A 19,128-nucleotide genomic window follows, 5' to 3' on the forward strand; every position below is an offset into this window, starting at 1 on the left:
GTGATTAAAAGGTGATTTTACCTACTTAGCTTTCTTGGCTAAGGATATTACCATTTTTATTGGCGATTTCTTGATAAAACTCGGCAATACTATAACCTTTGACCGCAATAATTTGAAAAGATTCGCTTAATGTTGTAATTAACGTTTCGACTTTGTCATGGGCAAACTTTAATAACGCTTTATCGGCTTCGTCACCGCTTTGGAAGCAGTATATTGCAAAGGCGACTAAGCTATTTATGCGAAAAAGCATTTGTGTTTTTTCGGGTAGCCAAGTATGAAAAGGGCAGTTGCCTTGATTAATCATGTTTTGAGTGACATTTTCGCCATCAACAACTGGGTAACAATGTAACTCATAACCCATATCATTAAATTCATGCCGTAAGCTAATTTGTGCTTTGTTTTTTACTTGCATAGCACCATCAAGACTTTTACTTGCACCTAATAGGGCTAAATTCCATGTGTTTGGCTTTAATACCTCTTTGTAGGCACTATCAAAACCATGGGTAAGTATGCCATCTAAATCCCCTAAAGAAGAAGAAAACATATGGTAAATCGTAGAGACATCGCCCCAATTGATTTGTTTTTTATAAGCATTAATTTCTTTTAAGCTAGCTTCTGGGCCTAATGAACTCATTTAGTTAATATTCCTAGTATTTAAGTTGTCTTTACATAAGACATACCTATAGAGGTACGCTATGATAACTTTAATTAGTACCATGGATTAATTGTCGCAAATTAGTGAATTAAACTAAAGCGCTGTTTTTATAATTAGATGATTTATAAATATGATGGTATAGGCGAAAAGTGTCCGCTACCTTTAATTAACCTGCGTTTATTGTTAAAAAAAATGCAGGTGGGTGATGAGTGTATCATTCGTATAAATGATGTCGGCTCATTAAATGACATCCCTAAGCTGTTAGATAAACAGGGCTATCAACACAGTAAAAAAAATCTTGGTAATGGTACGGTAGAGATCAGTATTAGTATATAAAATTAAGCAAGAGCAACAGCCTCTTGGCTAAGCAAAATAAAAAATAGGACGTTATGTTTAAGTTATTCAGTGATTGGTATACCCGTAAATTTTCAGATCCCCATGCCGTAACCCTCGTTGTCATTTTGATATGTATTGCCTTGTTTATTGCTTTATTTAGTAGTTTATTAATGCCGGTCTTTGTTGCTATCTCCTTAGCCTTTTTATTAGATCTTCCGGTTAATAAACTGATGCATAGCTCCATGTCACGTTTGAGTGCCACGATAGTAGTGATCGTGGCTTTTATTGGCTTTGCCTTATTGGCGGTTTTGGGACTTATGCCCATTATTTGGACGCAAAGCAGTAATTTATTGCAAGAAGTCCCTAATATGATCACTCAAGGACAGGTGTATTTATTGACCCTACCAGAAAAGTACCCAGAACTAGTACATGAGTCTCAAATTGAAAGCTTTATTGTTATGGTCAATGATAATCTACTTGAATGGGGTCAGGTCGCGCTGAAAGCGTCATTAAACTCTATTTCTGACATTGTCGCTTTAATGGTTTATTTAATTCTTGTTCCCTTAATGATGTTTTTCTTCTTAAAAGATAAAATTGAATTAATGAACAGCGTCGCGTATTTCTTACCTAAAGAACGCCGCATGGCAAAGAAAGTAAGTAAAGAAATGAACCAACAAATTTTAAATTATATCCGTGGTAAAGTGATTGAAATTATTATTGTTGGCACAGCAACGACCATAGCTTTTATGTTTCTTGATTTGCAATATGCATTATTATTAGGTGTTTTGGTTGGTTTGTCGGTACTGGTCCCTTATGTGGGAGCAACGGTTGTTACTTTTCCGGTCATGTTAGTAGCGCTTTTCCAATTTGGCTTTGGCAGTGAATTTGGCTACGTTATGCTTGCCTATGGCATAATTCAAGCAATCGATGGTAATGTTATTGTGCCTTTACTTTTCTCTGAAGCGGTTAACCTTCATCCAGTTGTCATTATTATCGCGGTGATATTTTTTGGTGGTTTATGGGGCTTCTGGGGGGTGTTTTTTGCCATCCCTTTAGCAACGCTGGTAAAAGCTGTCATTAATGCTTGGCCTTCAGTGCCCGAAACAGACGAGACAAATGAAGCCCCTGAACTGTAAAACAATGGAAATAATTGCAAAAAATCCTCGCTAGTTAAAGGAACTAAAATGGAATTATTGTACACCCAACGAATGATGCCAGCGCATAAACGCATGGCACTAGTGGCCCATGATAATAAAAAAGCCGATTTAATTGCTTGGGCGAAAAAGCGTAGTGAGGATTTAAAATTCCACCATTTATTTGCTACTGGCACTACGGGTTATTTATTGAGCAGCGCCATTGCTTTACCGATAAAGTGTCTGTTGTCAGGGCCCATGGGTGGCGATCAACAACTTGGTGCATTAATCGCAGAAGGGGAGATTGATGTGCTAATATTTTTCTGGGACCCGCTTGATGCGGTACCCCATGATCCTGATGTTAAAGCACTGTTAAGATTAGCCGCGGTATGGAATATTCCGGTAGCGACTAATAAATCTACCGCTAATTTTTTGATGGACTCGGAGCTGATGACCGAAGAGAGTGCTATTGAAATTCCAGACTATGCGGGTTACTTAGCGGCACGTATCAAGTCAATGGACTAAATACCTTAGTAAGGTATTTAGTCCATTGCTAGCTAAATTAATAGTACTTAACTTAATAGTGTTAATTCAATAGTATTAATTCAATAGCAATAACTAAAAAGCCCTAAGCTAATATTATTTAGCTTAGGGCTATTCTTTTTTACTTTAAGGGCAAGCACCTTTAACGCTTACGGTAACTAGCTATTAAGTTACTGACTTAACTCGTTTAATACAGCTAAAACCACATCGTGATGTTCTTTAGTTTTGAATTTATTAAAAACGTGGCTGATCTTGCCATCAAGGCCAATTAAAAAGCTTAAACGATGAATGCCGTCGTACTCTCTGCCCATAAACTTCTTTAAACCCCAAACACCAAATTGCTCGGCTACTTGGTGATCAACATCAGCTAACAAGGAGAAGTTTAGTTCATCCCGTTGGCAGAATTTAGTTAAGCGCTTTACTTCGTCAGGGCTGATACCAAAAACAACCGTGTTTAATTCATTCAGCTCAGCTTTAATATCACGTAGACCTTGTGCTTGCACGGTACAACCCGGAGTCATTGCTTTCGGGTAGAAATATACTAGCACCTGTTTTTTGCCGATATAATCAGCTAATGATACTGACTCATCATTTTCATTAGCTAGGGTAAATAGTGGCGCGGTATCACCAACGTTTAGAGTATTCATTATAAACTCACTGTTAAAAAGGGATGAAAGTCATTTACTTGATTTTAAGGGTAACTATGTCTTACTCATTGAACGCTATGCTTATTACTATAATAAGTTAGTATTGGCTTTTTTAATACAGCCTTGGACGTCAGTTTGCTGACAAAGCTCTAAGAAGTCACGCTCAATCTCATCAATACTAATTTTCTCCGTTAAAGCAAATAATATCTTGGCACTCATATGGTTAGTTTTGGGATCTATAGCTGATTTCAACGAAGAAATGTCTATTTTTCGTGTGGCAAAAAAGGCGGTCATTGCTTTTAAAATACCCGGTTGATCAATACCACAATATTCAGCTTGGTAGTGTTGTACCAAGTTAAAGGTTCTATGACCAGATGTTCGCTTCATCATAGTAATTAAATCTAAAGTATGAGCAAGTTTAGGGATCCTCGCTTCAATCTTATTAATTGCTCTGCTTTCACCATTAAGTAACATAATGAAGGTAAATTCAGAGCCAAAAAGGGCCATTCGGCTGTCCAATATATTACATTCGCATTCACTTGCTAATTTAGTTAACTCACTAACACAACCTGTTCGGTCCGATCCCATTGCGGTTAGTACTAAATATTGTGACATTCATTACGCCTAAGTTGTCAATAAAGACGTATTGTAACTGATCATGATTAAAGTTGGAATCATCTTACATTTTTGTGGTCATATAACTTGTGTTTGTAAAATCAGCCAAGTACCATGGGGCGCAATGTTTAGCCCTATTTTAGTTTTTTAGTGAGCTTAGTTGGGTTTTGACTATCAATAACCTAAGCCACAGGAGTTTTAATGAGTTGTAGAGTATTTTATTTATCACTGTTAGCCTTGTCACTAACAGCTTGTGGTTCTGTTAATAATAAACAAGCGCAGGGGAGCTTTGCTTATCAGTATAAACCTGAAGCTAACGCTCTAGTGATTCCTGCCAATTTGAATAAACCCAAACAAGCGCAGGACTTCTTTGTCTCCGATAAAATAAATCATCAAGGCCCTATTGGTGAAGATATGGATATTCGAGCACCTTCACTGGTTATGCCTGTTGCCGCCTCTTCAAGAGTTGTTGATGAGTCTACTGTCGCGATTATTTGGTTTGATAAGGTTTTAGAAGATAAAGATTTATTGGAATTTATCGAAAAAGTTGTCATAGAAAAGTTAGTTGAAGACAAAATCACCTATAACTATATTGAAGAAGATGTTGAGGTTACCTTAAGTAAAGTCATTGAGGGGGCGACCAGCTTAAAAGAAACCAGTATTAAGCGTGAAGGCATTAAGACGGCCATCATAGAATCAGATTGGTATCATAATGAGGTTGATGTTGGTTGGATTTATACCGACATACAATTTTCCAAGAGTTTACGTTTCCGCTATCAATTATTAGCTAAACCTCATGGTCGCAGTGTCTCATTACGTGTTTCATTAGTTGATTTTTTACAAACGGATGAAACCGGTGGTAGCAAAAGCATGGATCCCATTGATAAGCAACGTGCTGAAAAAGCTATGCTTAATGAGCTAATTGCCGCTGTTGATTATAATTACCGTCTTCAACAGCGCTCGGATCGCTTAACTCGTGCCAATCAAAAGCTAGTAACAATAGGACAAAACATTGAAGAAGAAGCCGGCTATGTTGTTGAGATGGGCTTAGACGACTTATGGGACAATATGCCTTTATTCTTCGAAAAACATGGTTTTACCATTAGCGATTTAAACGAAGATAAGAAAATTTACTATGTCGACTTTGTTAAACCTGATAGTAGTGTTTGGGATAGTATTTGGGGTCAAGATGTACCGGTTATCGATGTTAATGATGCCAACTACCAATTTGTTTTAGCGCCTCTGGATGAACTTAATCAAAAAACCGCAGTAACCATATATAATGCTGCCGGAGAGCCGTTACCGTTAGCAACCTTAGAGCGAATTTTCCCGGTATTCGAGCAAGGTTTATCGTTTAGAAACGTTTTTTAATATAGTTGTTACGATAAAGTTTACCCGCTCTTTGTCGAAATAAGACAGAGGTAAAGTTGGCATAAAAAAACTCCACACTTTTTATATCTAGTGTTGGAGTTTTTTTATGTTTTGAATTTGTCAGCTCTTTAGGGCTTGTTTTTTTCATATGTTGCCAATTTATGAGCACTTTTGTTACTTCTTGGCAGGGTTTCTTTTAAGTCATTTAAATTGTGTTTGCGCATTTTTTGTTTAGCGTTTTTTTGCAGGGTACTCAAGTTACCTATGATAATAGCTAGCGCTATTACTATCATGAAAATAGCTACGCCATTGTCCATTGGAATGCCTCTTAATAAGTTTGTTAAGTTAGTTAATGCTAAGTAATATCTCTCAGCTTACTGTTTAGTGAGTATAACATTTGTCGGCGCAGCACAGACATTATTAATATAACGCTTTGCTATGTCATCTAAATTTTTAATAATGACGTCCTTGCCCAATATAGTGCTGTTATTTAATGCCTTGGCTAACCGTTCAATATCAAAAGCTTGCTGATATTGTTGTGCTAATGGTGCGTAAGATAAATGCCAAGGCTCACTGGCAACACCACCTTGGAAGCTAGCATAAGGCAGGAAAAAGCCAAATTGATGGGCGTATTTAACCAACCAAGCAGATAATTTTGCTAAAGGCCCTTGGGCACTATATTCCCATGGTTCAAGCTGTAGTTGATAGTCATCAGCTAGCAAATTTGGCGCGTAAACATCAATGTCACAGCCCCAATGGTGCCTACTAGCGCCGGGTAGGGCGGAATAAAGTAAAATACTGTGGGTCAACTCAAGTGGTGATAAACTCGCGGCTAAAATACTTTCTCCGGCAATATTCTTAATCGGTGTTTTTCCAGAAAACTTATTGTTCCATAACATAAGCTGTCGGTCAAAAGATCGAAAGCCACTGGCAATGCTTAAGTCAATATTAGCGGTGCTAGCCGCAGCAACTAAAGCATTAAAGGCATTTTTCATTTCTTGGTGAATGGCCACTCGCTCATTGAGATAATACAGGTGTTGCTCGGTTTGACCGAGTACTTGAGCGGAATGGCTTTCATTGCTAGTAGGCATGGTTAAATGACACCTTAGAACTAAAGACGTTAGCCATTAATGTTTTTGTGTGTGCATAAAACATTAACCAAGCAGTGATAATATATATCAACGAGTTGTTCTAAATCGTGACAAGAAACAGACTCATTAACTTGATGGATAGTGGCGTTACATGGACCTAGTTCAATGACTTGGGCACCCGTTGGCGCGATAAAACGCCCATCTGAAGTGCCACCTGCGGTAGAAAGCTGGGTTTTTTTACCGGTAACAGAGAGTATGGCTTGGCTAACGGCATTGAGGAAACCGTGTTCAGAGTTAGCATGCTTGGTAATAAAAGGTTTACCATTAAAAGTCCACTTTATCTCATAATCCAGTTGATGTTTGTTAAGGATTGACTCGACTTGCTCAACAATCATTTGATCGGTTAATTCTGTGCTATAGCGTAAATTAAATAATGCCGTTAAATGCCCAGGGACAACATTACTGGCACCTGTGCCGGCATTAATATTTGATAATTGAAAGCTAGTCGCCGGGAAATATTCATTGCCCTGATCCCACTCTATTTGGCTGAGCTCTGTTAATGCGGGCATAGCTAAATGAATCGGGTTTCTGACATGCTCAGGATAGGCAACGTGACCTTGTTTACCCTTAATGATTACTTCAGCAGTAATTGAACCACGGCGACCATTTTTTACGACATCGCCAACAGTATGAGTACTTGAAGGCTCACCGACAATACAATAAGTGATTTTTTCATTGCGTGCTTCTAGGGTATCAATAACTCGAGTGGTGCCATTAATAAAGGGTCCTTCTTCATCACTGGTAATCAAATAAGTGATAGCACCTTGATGATCTGGGTGGTCTTTAACAAAACGCTCGGTCGCCACTATCATTGCCGCTAGGCTACCTTTCATATCTGCTGCGCCACGGCCATATAACATGCCATCAATTATTGTTGGCTCAAAGGGCGGCGTATGCCATAGTTCAAGGTTACCTGCCGGCACCACATCGGTGTGGCCAGCAAAACAAAAAACTAAATCATTGTTTATTTTACCCGTGTTTTTCTTATTGTCTGGGCCCAGGCTACCGTCTCGGCGTGACCAAAGGTTAGTGGTATCAGCAAAAATCATTGTTTCATTATTAAAGCCAAGTTTAGCAAGGCGCTCTGCCATCAGTTTTTGACAACCTGCATCTTCAGGGGTAACTGAAGCTCTACTCATAAGATCTATTGCCAGTTTAATAACGGCGCTTTCATATTTTTGTTCAGTTTGACTCACAAGAACTACCTTTAGTTAATTTTTAATACATGACTATAAAGACATGGCTTTTAAATGTTGATCTTTACTGTCTGTTTTACTTATTTGTTTCGAAAATATTTTGATACTGTTCAGCTTTAAAACCGAGGTTTAGTTCATCATTCAATGGTAATAGCGGTCTCTTAAGTAACGTAGGTTGTTCAAGCACAGCGGCAAACATAACTTCATCTGTTAAATTGTTTTTTATCTCATCAGGCAGGTTACGAAAGGTGGTACTGCGTTTGTTTAATAATAAAGACCAATCACTTTGCTTAACAAATTGTGTTAATAATTCGGCAGTTAACGGTTGTTTCTTAAAATCATAAAGTTGATGTGTTATGTTATTTTCAGCAAGCCATTTAGTTGCTTTTCTCACGGTATCGCAATTCTTAATGCCATAAAGTGTAATCATATTTGAGCAGTATCCAATAGTTAATAATCAATGCTTAAGATGATATCAGAATCAGTAGGCTATATCCGCTAGTAATAGGCAATGTGTTAGCTAGATCTAAGGATTAAGTGTTTTTTCTCGATCATGTAAATATTTTACCCAATACACCCTTTAGATAATGTTTTTTTATATAAACTAGAGGATTCATTGAGGTGTGAATTTTAATTGCTTACATTTTGTTGCAATAGTTATGCTCACTATTATGTCTATTACTCCAAGGGTAACCGACATTAATATAGTTACTCAAATGACCTAAAACCAGCTCATGTGACGGTATTTATAGATAAAAACCATTTTGTCTAAAATTGCATCACCCAATTATTTGTGCTATCTTGCGCGCCTTAAAAAAAGTAGGGCGTCAAAATCGATCGAATATACCTTGATGATTACCCTGTTTTTTTGAAAAGGTCAATTGTCTGTCGTTGATAAAGCAATTTCATTTAACGAGAAAATGCTAAAATTATAACCATTGGCCAGCCAATTTAAGCAATAACCTTTATTATCCCAATTCAGGTTATATAGGAAACAGTTTACTGATGAATATACCAAGAACTATTTTAACACTATTCTTGTTGGTGTTAACGCTATGCATTTCTGGTTGTGGCGGCGAAAAAAAATCCACTGCTACTCCTGAAACTCCTGTTGCTATCAGTGATAAACCTATCACCAATGCTGTTAATGGTCAGACATATACTTACCGCGCTGATTTTGCTGACTGGAATAATAATACCGACGTTACTTTTACCATTAAAAACAAACCTGACTGGTTAAGCTTTAATGAAAAGTATGGCGCTATTACCGGATTGGCCAAGCCATTTATCAATATTCATAAAAATGTTGAATATGTCTATTTTGATATTGAAATTATTGCCACACTCAACGGCCAAGTGAAAAGCACTAAGCCGTTTAATATCGTTATCACCAATGAAGCGGGTAAAATAGTCACTAAGCACATCGTCTTTAGTGTGACCTATGCAGACAGTGAAACGAGCATTAACCAAGCGGATATCGACCAACATTACCACAGTGTTGCAGCTTATGTTAACTACCTCTCTAACGGCAAACACCAAGTCAAATTTGATGTTGTTCATTTAGAGCCGATGACAGTATCTCGTGAACAAATGAGAACAATCAGATTAAGCCAAACGGCTTTAAGTAATGTTTATCTAGATAATGCGGCTGATTTATCCAGCAAGTGTGATCTAACGGTGATGATGCCCTTAGCACGTACTTGGTATGATGAGAATAAAGAAGGTGAACACGTTAGCGCCGAGCCAGATTTTTCATTTACCGAAAAACTTGGCGATATCAATAAATGTGAATCTTTTTTCATAGGTACAATGGCTACCCATTACCTCAACATTCCTGAAAATATAAACATCGACGATTACCATAGCATGATCTTTACCTTCTATGATGACGAGATTTGGCACCAGCCTTTTGCTAGTAATTTCGAGCCGGGCTTTAACCTTAAGCAAGGTGAAAAAGGGCTAGACGGTTATCATTTCGCCACAACGAATATGAATGACGATGATTTTAATGAAGCGCTTTATCTCGACATAGATTCTACCGATAGACCGTGGGCTGAACTCGAGATACTCCGTAACAATCCCAGTATTATGTCTGAGTTCTATACTCAAGAGCAAGCACCACTGACATCCAGTGAAAAGAGCACTACGCATGAGCTTTTTCACCTGCTGGGGCTTTTAAATCATGACGATGGCATAAATAGATACAATGTTGATAAAAGTATTTTCAAAACGTTAGCAACACACTTGAAAAAAGGTTATTGGCCGGCCGTTAATTATGGTGATCTATTTAGTATTATGGGCTCAAAAGCTTTTAGTCTTGGTTTAGCCCCATCATCACGAGAGCTTTTAGGTTGGGTAGATAGTAATGATATTCACGCTATTGATAGCAGCAGTGAGGCCGTCATTATTAATGACATTTACAGCACACAAGGGAAAACCCTTGCTAAAGTAAAAGTTGAAGGTGGTTATTTATACCTGAGTTATCATGCAGGTAATAGTTATGATGAACCCCTTAAACATCCATTATTACAAGAGCATAGCCAAGGTATTCAAATTCACTATACCAATGAAAGAACCCCAGCAAAAATGTCTGAGTATCCAACAAGCTCAACATTGCTAGACCCTGATGAAGATCTATTCAATGACAGCTACGCGCTAAAAGCCGGTGAAAGTTACACTATTTTTAATGTTGAAATAACCACTGTTTCGGTTGACGGTGAGCAAGCGATTTTTGATGTGAAGTATATCAAAAATTAACTATTTTAACCTCAAGGGGTTCATTAATAGCAAACATCACCTTTAGCTGAATCATACTTTATCGGCTCTGTTGTAGTTTAGTGTTGTTGAGTAAACAAGCGATACGCGTAAACCCATCCATGGGGCTCGGCACAAACATCAGGACAATATGCTCCATGCATTGTCTTATAAGGTACATCCTGTACCGTCATGCTTGTGAAGCTCGCTTTTATCACTTCAGCAACACTTCCTATTAAGTCATATAGTTGCCATGTGGACAACAGTATGATGGAACAGAGCCACTTTATCGGAGTTAAAAAAGTGATGATAGTCAGCAAAAACTAAAGCCCTATCATTACTTTAGGGCTAGTTTTTTTAGCATTTAATACCTTAATTACTGTTTGATATCGGCGCTAATATTCGCCACCACCCATATAAAACCTAACCCCTAAGCCAACATTGGTACTATATTCCTAAGGCGCTATGAGCCCCTGAACGCCACAGAAGTATGAAGTGGAAATGTCAGCTTTATAAATGGAAAGCTGCCCCTCGTTGCCTCTGATTTTATAAGCCAACAGAACAAATTCAGTATTAAAATAGAGTTTTAATAAGGTCAGCTATCGTATCAAAGTGGTCATTATACTGGATGATTTTGAACAACAAATTTAGACCTGTTTGTGGTAATAGCAGAACTAAAACTTCACCTAATTTATAAGTGAATGATCGTCTTTCTTAGGGGGGAGGTCTGTTCTGGGGTGATGACAGTTTACGGCACTAGTAATAAGGTGATCATAGTTTTCCAATATGCAGGTTATTTATTGCTTTGGCATTATATGATTATATATTGATTAGCCCGTAGCGCTGCAATGGCTTGGTTGATAAATTCTTCTTTAACCAGGATATAATCGGTATCGAAAGTGGAAATGGCAAAAATACTAATTTTCTCATTGGCTAATACCGTGGAAATTTTCGATAAAATGCCGGTCATTGTTAAAGCTAAAGGGCCAACAACCTCTAGAGCCTGCCAATTTAATTCCACTTCATCACTGTCAATAGTAATATTTTGCGGTAAAACGATGGATATTTCATCGAAAGTTTTGGCGATAAAAAAGATACTGGCGCTAAATACTTCACTTGGGATAATCGCACTTTTGGATAAACTATGAATGGCAAAGTGCTCGTTAATCAGTCTAAGCGTTAACTGTGTCATTAAGGCCCTTAAATTGTTATATGACCTTAACTATAGCACTTGTTAGTTATCGTCAGGCTTAATTTATCCTGATTGTTTTGCATGCCATTGATAGTAGCATTTGAAAATGGCAAGCTCTCACTGAAAGTTATTTATAGTGGCCATTTACGAAGCTTTTACTAGGTTTCCTTTGGGTAATGTTAACAGTTATCTTGATATTTTCTATCCACAAAACCTGTGGATAGAATTGTTAGTAATCTTGTGGTAACTAGCTTTGCCATTGAAAAATAAGGAAAAAACCAGTAGCTCATTTTTTGACTAGTTAGGTGGTAAATACAAATAAATAAGATAAGTTATCAAAATAGCCTGTTGGATCCTTTTCACGGTGAAATTAAGGTTTTATTGCGGTTAAATAGGTTAAAAGTCACTTTAAGCTCAGGTTGAACCTTGCTAATAGGTACTTATTAACAAAGTTCATTAAGCTGGCTACGTTATTGTGTCGCCTGTATTGCCGTTAAGGCTATGGTATAAACAATATCATCCACTAATGCTCCGCGTGATAGATCGTTAACGGGTTTATTCATGCCTTGTAGCATAGGGCCTATGCTTAATAGACCAGCTGAGCGCTGTACCGCCTTATAGGTGGTATTGCCAGTATTTAAATCTGGGAATATAAACACCGTCGCTTTCCCTGCTACCGGACTGTTTGGCGCTTTTTTCCGGGCGACATTCTCCATAATGGCGGCATCATATTGTAGAGGTCCATCAATAATAAGATCAGGGCGCTTAGCCTTGGCTATTTCAGTTGCCTTAGCGACTTTTTCTACATCAGCCCCATGTCCGGAACGGCCAGTACTGTAACTGATCATGGCAACTATGGGTTCAATACCAAACGCTTTGGCTGAGTCCGCAGATTGAATAGCAATATCGGCTAACTGTTCGGCATTAGGATCTGGGTTAATGGCACAGTCGCCATAAACAAGCACTTGCTCAGGAAGTAACATGAAAAATATCGATGAAACTAAAGCGCTATTGGCAGCGGTTTTAATTAATTGTAATGCGGGTCTTATGGTGTTTGCGGTGGTATTAACCGCCCCTGAAACTAGGCCGTCAACTTGACCAAGTTGTAACATCATAGTAGCTAAAACAACATTATCTTTGAGGTTTTCCAGTGCAATAACATCCGTTAAACCTTTATGTTTACGCAACTCGACCAAAGGGCCAACATAATTTTCTCTAATGGTATCGGGATCCGTTATTAATAAGTTATCAGGAAGGGTAATACCTTGATGCTCGGCTATTTGCAGAATTTCTTCTTTATTACCCATAAGTTGACAGCGCGCAATATTACGTTCACAGCAAATTGCTGCCGCTTTGATTGTGCGTATGTCGTTTCCTTCAGGTAGGACTATTAGTTTGTTTGCCTTGCGAGCAAGTTCGGTTAATTTATGCCTAAAGGCAGGGGGTGATAATAAATTATAACTATTGTTTTTTGAGGTAAGGCTTTCGAGCCAATGACTACTTAAATTATCGGCAACATGCTGCTTTACTTTATCTTGACGTTGGATATCATCTTGCGGTATTTCTGGGTTAAAACTCATGATGTGACGTGATGTTTGCCAAGTGTCCCAGGGTACAGATAATACCGGTAAACCTGCTTCAAGCGCTTGTTTACATAAGTCCCAAACTTGCTTTGATGGTTCAAAGCCATTGGTTAATATCATGCCGCCTAATTTAGTACCATTTAATGCTGATAAACAGGTGGCAATAATAATATCGGTGCGGTCGCCAGGGGTAACAATAAGGCGGCCAGGGACTAAATAACTGACTAAATTAGACACGGTTCGTGCACAAAAGGCAACGCTGCGAAAGCGGCGATGTGCCATATCACCGTGATTAAGGACTTTGGCATCAAGGTAGTTACTTATGTCACAGATGCGCGGAGCAATGAGGTCTATATCCCACATTATGGTGCCAAGTAAATCAAAGTTCCGGTCTTTAAAAATGGCTAAATCTAACCAGTCTTTTAGTTTGAAATCACTTTCTATCTCTTCTTCTTTTGGCAATAAACCGTATTCGTCTTGATCTGGGCAATTGAGTTTATTGATAACACAGCCAATGAGCTGCTTGTTTTTGATACCGCCATAGGTTTCAGCAGTGACTAGCAGTCGGTCTTCAAACTCTTCGGCACTGTCATTGCCAGGGCTAGCAACCAATACTATGTTGGCACCGAGCGCTTGGGCGACATCACGGTTAATACGCCCAGCATAGGGTTGTCTTGCTGTGGGTACTAAGCCTTCAATAATGACTACGTCGTGATCTTTTTTAAAGGCATTAAAATTGGCAACAATTTCTTCTAACACGGCATCGTGCAGGCCATCGGCCATTTTTTCTTCGACATAACTAAGTGATATGCTAGTGCTATTTTGCGATAAGCTAATGGCATCAATGGCTTTATTCTTTTTAGCTAAGCTATTACGCGAAGGTTGGCTAATGGGTTTGAAGTGTCCAACTTTAATACCTTTTTGTTGACAAGCATGTAATAAACCGAGTGAGACACTGGTTAAACCGACGCCTGAGCCAACAGGGATTAACATAATTCTATGGGGCATAAATTAAATCCTACTTAACGTGATATGGAGCATTTACTTGGCTAAATTTTTTAATAACAGCGCTGATTGTTCGGCTATTACCCATTCTTCATTGGTGGCAATAACCCAAATAGCTCTGGCGTTTTTTGTGGCAATATTAGCTGAGGCGCCAAAGCGAGTTGCTTGGTTCTTATCTTCATCTAAAGAAAAGTTTAATAAGCCAAGTTGTTTCACTATTTCAGTACGTACCCAACTTGAGTTTTCACCTATACCACCGGTAAAAATAAGGCCGTCTAGTTGAGTTAAGCTGGCGCTATATGAGGCGATGCTTTTAGCAATACGGTAACAAAATACCGTCAGTGCTAACGTGGCTTGCACATGATTATCTTCTAACATGGCCTTTTCTAAGGTACGGCAATCATTACTTAAACCGGAAACACCTAATAAGCCACTTTCCTTATTGACTAATTTATCGACATCATTAATGGCGTAACCTAAATTATCTACTAGATGAAAGAGAATGCCGGCATCGATATCGCCACAACGAGTGCCCATCATCACGCCTTCGCCAGGTGTCATGCCCATACTAGTATCAACACTCTTACCATTTTTAATAACGGTAACACTACAACCATTGCCTAAATGGGCACTGATCAAGTTACATTGCTCTAGCGGCTTATTTAAGTATTTTGCTGCTTGTTTAGCGACAAAATAATGGCTGGTACCGTGAAAACCATAACGTCTTATGCCGTGTTCCTTGTACAGTGAATAGGGTAGCCCATAGAGGTAGGCTTTTTCTGGCATACTTTGATGAAACGCCGTATCAAATACTGCTACTTGCGGTAAGTCGGCAAAAGCTTGCTGGCATGATTTAATACCAATAAGGTTCGCCGGATTATGTAAGGGAGCTAGTTTTGCCAATTGAGCAATCGCTTGCTCTACCACCTCAGTAATTAACCTAGGCTCTGAATAATGTTCGCCACCATGAACAACCCTATGACCAATGGCACTGATATATTGAACTAAATTAAGTTGTCGTAAGTGCTCTACTAAGACAGTCAGTGCTACTTGGTGATTAAAGGGAGCGGTTAGTTTATAAGACTGTTTATCCTCACCCTGCTTGATGGTGATTCTAGCCGTTGAGCTGAGTAGACATTCGGCTAAACCTGATAATAGCGTTTCGCCAGTCAATGGCCTGATTAAGGAAAACTTAACGGAAGAGCTGCCACAATTAATCACTAAAATGGCAGTTGTATTAACTGATACTTGGCTGGGCGATTTTTGTTGGGTCATGTATGTTGTCTTTTAAAAAAGTGAAAAGGTTTAGAGATAATAGATGCAATAATATTAGTGTCTTCATTATAGCGCTGGACTTGCTTAAAAATCTTGATGCAAAGTAATAAAAGACTGTTTTATTGGCGTTTTAATGATTACTATTCGTACTCATTAGTTAGTTACATTTCTGACTGTTGCTTATAAGCTCTAACTGCTATAGTAGTGATATGAATATCTCCGTTGTAGAACTCATTAAATTGGGGCAAAAATATTTAGCACTTTGGCCTGACAAGCCAGAACTAATGCAGTATTTTGAGGATTATCGAGCAGTACAAAGCGCCCGCTTTATTTGTCGATATTTCCCTGCCTTAGCCATGTTTACTGTCATTATGCAGCTTTATTTAGCCTCAGGGTATCCATTGGGCCAAGGCTCGATAAATAATGCCATAAATGCACTACCGCAAGCGCTGGTCTATGGTTTGTTTTTAATCAGTATGCCAGTACAGGCCTTAGTTTTATCTGGGGTAAAAGCCGATAAGTTGTTACCACCATCACTGGCTTCTTGGTATCACAGTGGTTTAGAAAAGGTAAAGCAGCAGGGTAAAGAGAAAACTGCTGAGCAAGTCGGTTATAGCAATGATCGTAACAATGAGCAAAGTAATGGTCGTAGCTATAGTCACAGTAATAAAAATGCGATTGCTAGCTTAGCAACCTATAAACCACGCTATATCGATCTTGCGCAACTTTTACAATTAACCTTTGCAACGACAAAGTAACTCTCGCTACTTTGTTTATTGTTAGCGTAAACGTTTGTTGTGATAAAAGTGACTTCCCCGATTATCCATGCTGTTGATTATTATTACTTTTGATATAAGCGCAGAACAAAATCAGCTTGGCAACTGAATTCTTTTTGTTGCTTTAATTTGTTAATTAACTCTTTACTGGCTTTAAAGGCAAAGGGTGTCATTGCTAATAAATTCAACACATCGTCACTATTAGAGAAGTTCATCGGGTAATTTAAGCGTTGTTCTTCAATCAAGGTTAATTGCTTAATTACTTGTTTTGCAGTGTCATGTTTATTCGCCTGGCGATATATCAGTGCTTTAAGCTCAAATAAATGGTTATCGGCCGGTGTAACCGTCAACAAATAACCCTTGTCTTGTAAAATACGAGTAAACTCATTTTCTAAAATGGGGGCGTAAACACTATATAGCCAGCCAAAATGGCCATCATTAAAAGGCAAGTCAGCAAGTGTTGCCACGCTATAAAAACAATCTTGATAGCGTTTTGCGGCTATTTTTATCGTTTCTTTGGCAATATCAACGCCGTAGACACTATTATGCTCAGTTTTATGCTGATGAGTATAAAAACCTTCACCACAGCCAGCATCAAAAACGGCGGCGGTTTTATCACCATACTTTTGATAGAGCGCTAACATACTGTCAAGCAAGGGCTGGTAATAGCCTTTATCTAAAAATGCCCGTCTAGCTTGTACCATTGCCTTGTTATCGCCAGGCTCTTTTGAGTGCTTAAATTGAACCGGTAATAAGTTTACATAGCCTTGTTTTGCTTGATCAAAGCTGTGCTTATTTATACAACGGTAGCTCTTTTCAGTAAGTAACAAGGCTTGTTGGCAAAGCGGGCATCGGTATTGCGCTAGGTTTTCAGTATGCATGTAGAGTGAACCTTAAGAAAATGTTGACCAAATAGGTGCATGATCTGACGGTTTCTCAATGCCGCGTAATTCATAATCAATATCAGCTTCAATACATTGTGCTGCCATATCTTTAGTTGCTAGAACAACATCAATACGAAGGCCGCGGTTATCATCAAAGCCACGTGAGCGATAATCAAACCAAGAATATCGTTCACTAGTATCAGGGTGTAATTTTCTAAAAGTATCAATAAAACCCCAATCCATTAAGGTTTTTAGCCATTGACGTTCTTCGTCTTGGAAAGAACATTTACCACTTTTTAACCAACGTTTACGGTTAACTTCGCCAATACCTATATCAAGGTCAAGTGGTGAAATATTGATATCGCCCATGACGATGACATTTTCATCATTAGTGTGGTTGTCATTAAGGTAGTTCATTAAATCTTGGTAGAATTTGCGCTTGTAGGGATATTTAGTTTCGTGGCTAATATTTTCGCCTTGTGGAAAATAGCCATTTAATACCGTAACTTTCTCACCTTTATCGTTGGTAGTTGTTACCATAATCATTCTGCGTTGTGCTTCATCATCATCGCTAGGGAAACCGCGCTGCACGGTATCTGCTGCTTTTTTACATAACATAGCGACGCCATAATGTGCTTTTTGACCATGGAAATATACATGGTAACCCATGGCTTCAACCGCTGCTAAAGGGAAAACTTCATCATGTACCTTAATTTCTTGTAAGCCAATAATATCGGGTTGATGTTTATCGATAATCGCTTGCAGTTGGTGAAGACGGGCACGAAGGCCGTTAATATTAAAACTGATAATTTTCATAGAATTCCTAATGAATTTTAGCGAACAATATCGATATGTATTGCTGGGTAAATTAAGCGGTTGATCTTGCGTGTTTATCTATCGTCTCGCAAGGTTTATTTTACCAAGGTGCGGTGGGATTTTCATTTTAGTCTCTGCTATTGAGCAATTTTGAGATAACAAGGCGCAAAGAGTGTGCTGTGCTCCTGAATATGCAACGGGTATATATGCTTAAGCATGGTCTGACAAACTGCCTGATGTAGCGCGATTTTGACGTTTTTTAACTCCGTTAGTGTGAACGTTAGCCACAGCCCTTGATGTTATAAAGTGTAATTTAAACGTAACAACTGGTAGAGGCTATTGTTTAACCGTAATAACTTGTTTAAGCTAAGCCTAAATGAGCAACACAACATAACTGTTAATACAGTTATCAGTACCGTTATTCGTACCGTTATTTATCAATAGCATAAATAACACGTATTAAATAAGGAAATGTATATGCCAGATAGTAACCCAAACGTAAAAAAAATATTATTGGTTGAAGATGATCGTCAATTATCCGATTTAGTCACCGACTTTTTAACCAATGAAGGCTTTCATGTTAAGCAAGAGTATCGTGGTGATACCGTTGCTAAACGGGTAAAGCTTTTCTCGCCAGATATCATTATTTTAGATGTAATGTTACCCGGTAAAGATGGCTTTGGTGTTTGCCGTGATTTACGCCCAGAATTTACCGGCCCGATATTAATGTTAACAGCAAAAAGTACTGATTTTGACCAAGTGTTAGGCTTAGAAATTGGCGCTGATGATTATGTTATCAAGCCAGTTGAACCGCGAGTATTATTAGCGCGAGTTAACGCCTTATTACGTCGCGGCGATTTACCTAACCAAAATGAAGAAAAAGCTGAAATTAACTGTGGTGGTTTATTTATCAGTAAAGCCTCACGTAAAGTGACTTTGCAAGGTGAAAATATTGACCTAACCAGCCAAGAATTTGATTTATTATGGTTACTGGCCAGTAAATCCGGTGAAGTACAAAATCGAGATTATATCTATAAAGCGGTAATTGGCCGTGAATATGATGGCTTAGACAGAAGTGTTGATGTGCGAATTTCTCGCTTACGTAAAAAATTACATGACAGCACTGAAACGCCATTTAGGATCAAGACTATTTGGGGCCAGGGTTACTTATTTGTGCCAGACGCATGGGGCTAGCT

18 protein-coding genes are annotated in these 19,128 nt (G+C 38.5%); 7 read left to right on the forward strand and 11 right to left on the reverse strand.

The genetic code is table 11. The annotated features are described in order from the left end of the window. Positions 1–25: 25 nt before the first annotated feature. Positions 26–634, reverse strand: coding sequence for a hypothetical protein (locus CMT41_RS06790; RefSeq protein ID WP_058026717.1), 609 nt, complete (start codon positions 632–634; stop codon positions 26–28). Between the two features lie 138 nt (positions 635–772). Between CMT41_RS06790 and CMT41_RS06795 the strand changes: the two genes are divergently transcribed. The 3 genes from CMT41_RS06795 to CMT41_RS06805 are packed head-to-tail and all read left to right on the forward strand — an operon-like array spanning position 773 to position 2,649. After that, entirely contained in the window at positions 773–991 is a 219-nt protein-coding gene (locus tag CMT41_RS06795) for a sulfurtransferase TusA family protein (protein ID WP_057180578.1), read from the forward strand. A gap of 53 nt (positions 992–1,044) precedes the next feature. Next, complete coding sequence (locus CMT41_RS06800) at positions 1,045–2,127, forward strand: AI-2E family transporter (RefSeq protein ID WP_057180580.1); 1,083 nt, start codon at positions 1,045–1,047, stop codon at positions 2,125–2,127. Between the two features lie 48 nt (positions 2,128–2,175). Further along, positions 2,176–2,649 (forward strand): methylglyoxal synthase, encoded by a 474-nt coding sequence (locus CMT41_RS06805; protein ID WP_058026719.1) that lies wholly within the window; start codon positions 2,176–2,178, stop codon positions 2,647–2,649. Positions 2,650–2,837: 188 nt separating this feature from the next. On the opposite strand, the gene bcp is transcribed toward CMT41_RS06805, so the two are convergent. After that, positions 2,838–3,314 (reverse strand): thioredoxin-dependent thiol peroxidase, encoded by a 477-nt coding sequence (bcp, locus tag CMT41_RS06810; protein WP_057180584.1) that lies wholly within the window; start codon positions 3,312–3,314, stop codon positions 2,838–2,840. Positions 3,315–3,401: 87 nt separating this feature from the next. Then, entirely contained in the window at positions 3,402–3,929 is a 528-nt protein-coding gene (locus CMT41_RS06815) for a glycine cleavage system protein R (RefSeq protein WP_057180585.1), read from the reverse strand. A gap of 201 nt (positions 3,930–4,130) precedes the next feature. Here CMT41_RS06815 and bamC point away from each other — a divergent pair, with 201 nt between their 5' ends. After that, complete coding sequence (bamC, locus tag CMT41_RS06820; protein ID WP_057180588.1) at positions 4,131–5,300, forward strand: outer membrane protein assembly factor BamC; 1,170 nt, start codon at positions 4,131–4,133, stop codon at positions 5,298–5,300. 374 nt (positions 5,301–5,674) lie between these two features. On the opposite strand, the gene CMT41_RS06830 is transcribed toward bamC, so the two are convergent. From CMT41_RS06830 to CMT41_RS06840, 3 genes are all read right to left on the reverse strand, one after another. Further along, positions 5,675–6,391 carry a M15 family metallopeptidase gene (locus CMT41_RS06830; protein WP_058026721.1) on the reverse strand — a complete coding sequence of 239 codons (717 nt, stop codon included), beginning with the start codon at positions 6,389–6,391 and terminating at the stop codon, positions 5,675–5,677. A gap of 29 nt (positions 6,392–6,420) precedes the next feature. Then, entirely contained in the window at positions 6,421–7,647 is a 1,227-nt protein-coding gene (gene dapE / locus CMT41_RS06835) for a succinyl-diaminopimelate desuccinylase (RefSeq protein WP_083494230.1), read from the reverse strand. A gap of 76 nt (positions 7,648–7,723) precedes the next feature. Then, positions 7,724–8,077 carry a Spx/MgsR family RNA polymerase-binding regulatory protein gene (locus tag CMT41_RS06840; RefSeq protein WP_058026722.1) on the reverse strand — a complete coding sequence of 118 codons (354 nt, stop codon included), beginning with the start codon at positions 8,075–8,077 and terminating at the stop codon, positions 7,724–7,726. A gap of 575 nt (positions 8,078–8,652) precedes the next feature. Here CMT41_RS06840 and CMT41_RS06845 point away from each other — a divergent pair. Further along, positions 8,653–10,404, forward strand: coding sequence for an Ig domain-containing protein (locus CMT41_RS06845; RefSeq protein WP_058026724.1), 1,752 nt, complete (start codon positions 8,653–8,655; stop codon positions 10,402–10,404). Positions 10,405–11,212: 808 nt separating this feature from the next. On the opposite strand, the gene CMT41_RS06850 is transcribed toward CMT41_RS06845, so the two are convergent. The 3 genes from CMT41_RS06850 to CMT41_RS06860 all read right to left on the reverse strand — a co-directional run bounded on the left by CMT41_RS06850 (position 11,213) and on the right by CMT41_RS06860 (position 15,456). Then, positions 11,213–11,593, reverse strand: coding sequence for an ACT domain-containing protein (locus CMT41_RS06850; RefSeq protein WP_057180600.1), 381 nt, complete (start codon positions 11,591–11,593; stop codon positions 11,213–11,215). Positions 11,594–12,063: 470 nt separating this feature from the next. Further along, a complete protein-coding gene (gene pta / locus CMT41_RS06855) occupies positions 12,064–14,184 on the reverse strand; it encodes a phosphate acetyltransferase (protein WP_058026726.1) in 2,121 nt (706 codons plus the stop codon). 33 nt (positions 14,185–14,217) lie between these two features. Further along, positions 14,218–15,456 (reverse strand): acetate/propionate family kinase, encoded by a 1,239-nt coding sequence (locus tag CMT41_RS06860; protein WP_058026727.1) that lies wholly within the window; start codon positions 15,454–15,456, stop codon positions 14,218–14,220. 209 nt (positions 15,457–15,665) lie between these two features. On the opposite strand from CMT41_RS06860, the gene CMT41_RS06865 reads away from it, so the two are divergent. Next, complete coding sequence (locus CMT41_RS06865; protein ID WP_057180604.1) at positions 15,666–16,214, forward strand: DUF412 family protein; 549 nt, start codon at positions 15,666–15,668, stop codon at positions 16,212–16,214. Between the two features lie 83 nt (positions 16,215–16,297). Here the strand turns inward: CMT41_RS06865 and rlmA are convergent, their stop codons facing one another. Both rlmA and xthA read right to left on the reverse strand, forming a co-directional pair. Continuing rightward, positions 16,298–17,113 carry a 23S rRNA (guanine(745)-N(1))-methyltransferase gene (gene rlmA / locus CMT41_RS06870; RefSeq protein ID WP_058026729.1) on the reverse strand — a complete coding sequence of 272 codons (816 nt, stop codon included), beginning with the start codon at positions 17,111–17,113 and terminating at the stop codon, positions 16,298–16,300. A 12-nt stretch (positions 17,114–17,125) separates the two neighbouring features. Beyond that, complete coding sequence (gene xthA / locus CMT41_RS06875) at positions 17,126–17,932, reverse strand: exodeoxyribonuclease III (protein WP_057180608.1); 807 nt, start codon at positions 17,930–17,932, stop codon at positions 17,126–17,128. A gap of 477 nt (positions 17,933–18,409) precedes the next feature. On the opposite strand from xthA, the gene CMT41_RS06880 reads away from it, so the two are divergent. Further along, positions 18,410–19,126 carry a winged helix-turn-helix domain-containing protein gene (locus tag CMT41_RS06880; RefSeq protein WP_057180609.1) on the forward strand — a complete coding sequence of 239 codons (717 nt, stop codon included), beginning with the start codon at positions 18,410–18,412 and terminating at the stop codon, positions 19,124–19,126. Positions 19,127–19,128 lie beyond the last annotated feature (2 nt).

Origin of the sequence: Colwellia sp. MT41 (assembly GCF_001444365.1) — a bacterium.
Taxonomy (GTDB): Bacteria; Pseudomonadota; Gammaproteobacteria; order Enterobacterales; family Alteromonadaceae; genus Colwellia; species Colwellia marinimaniae.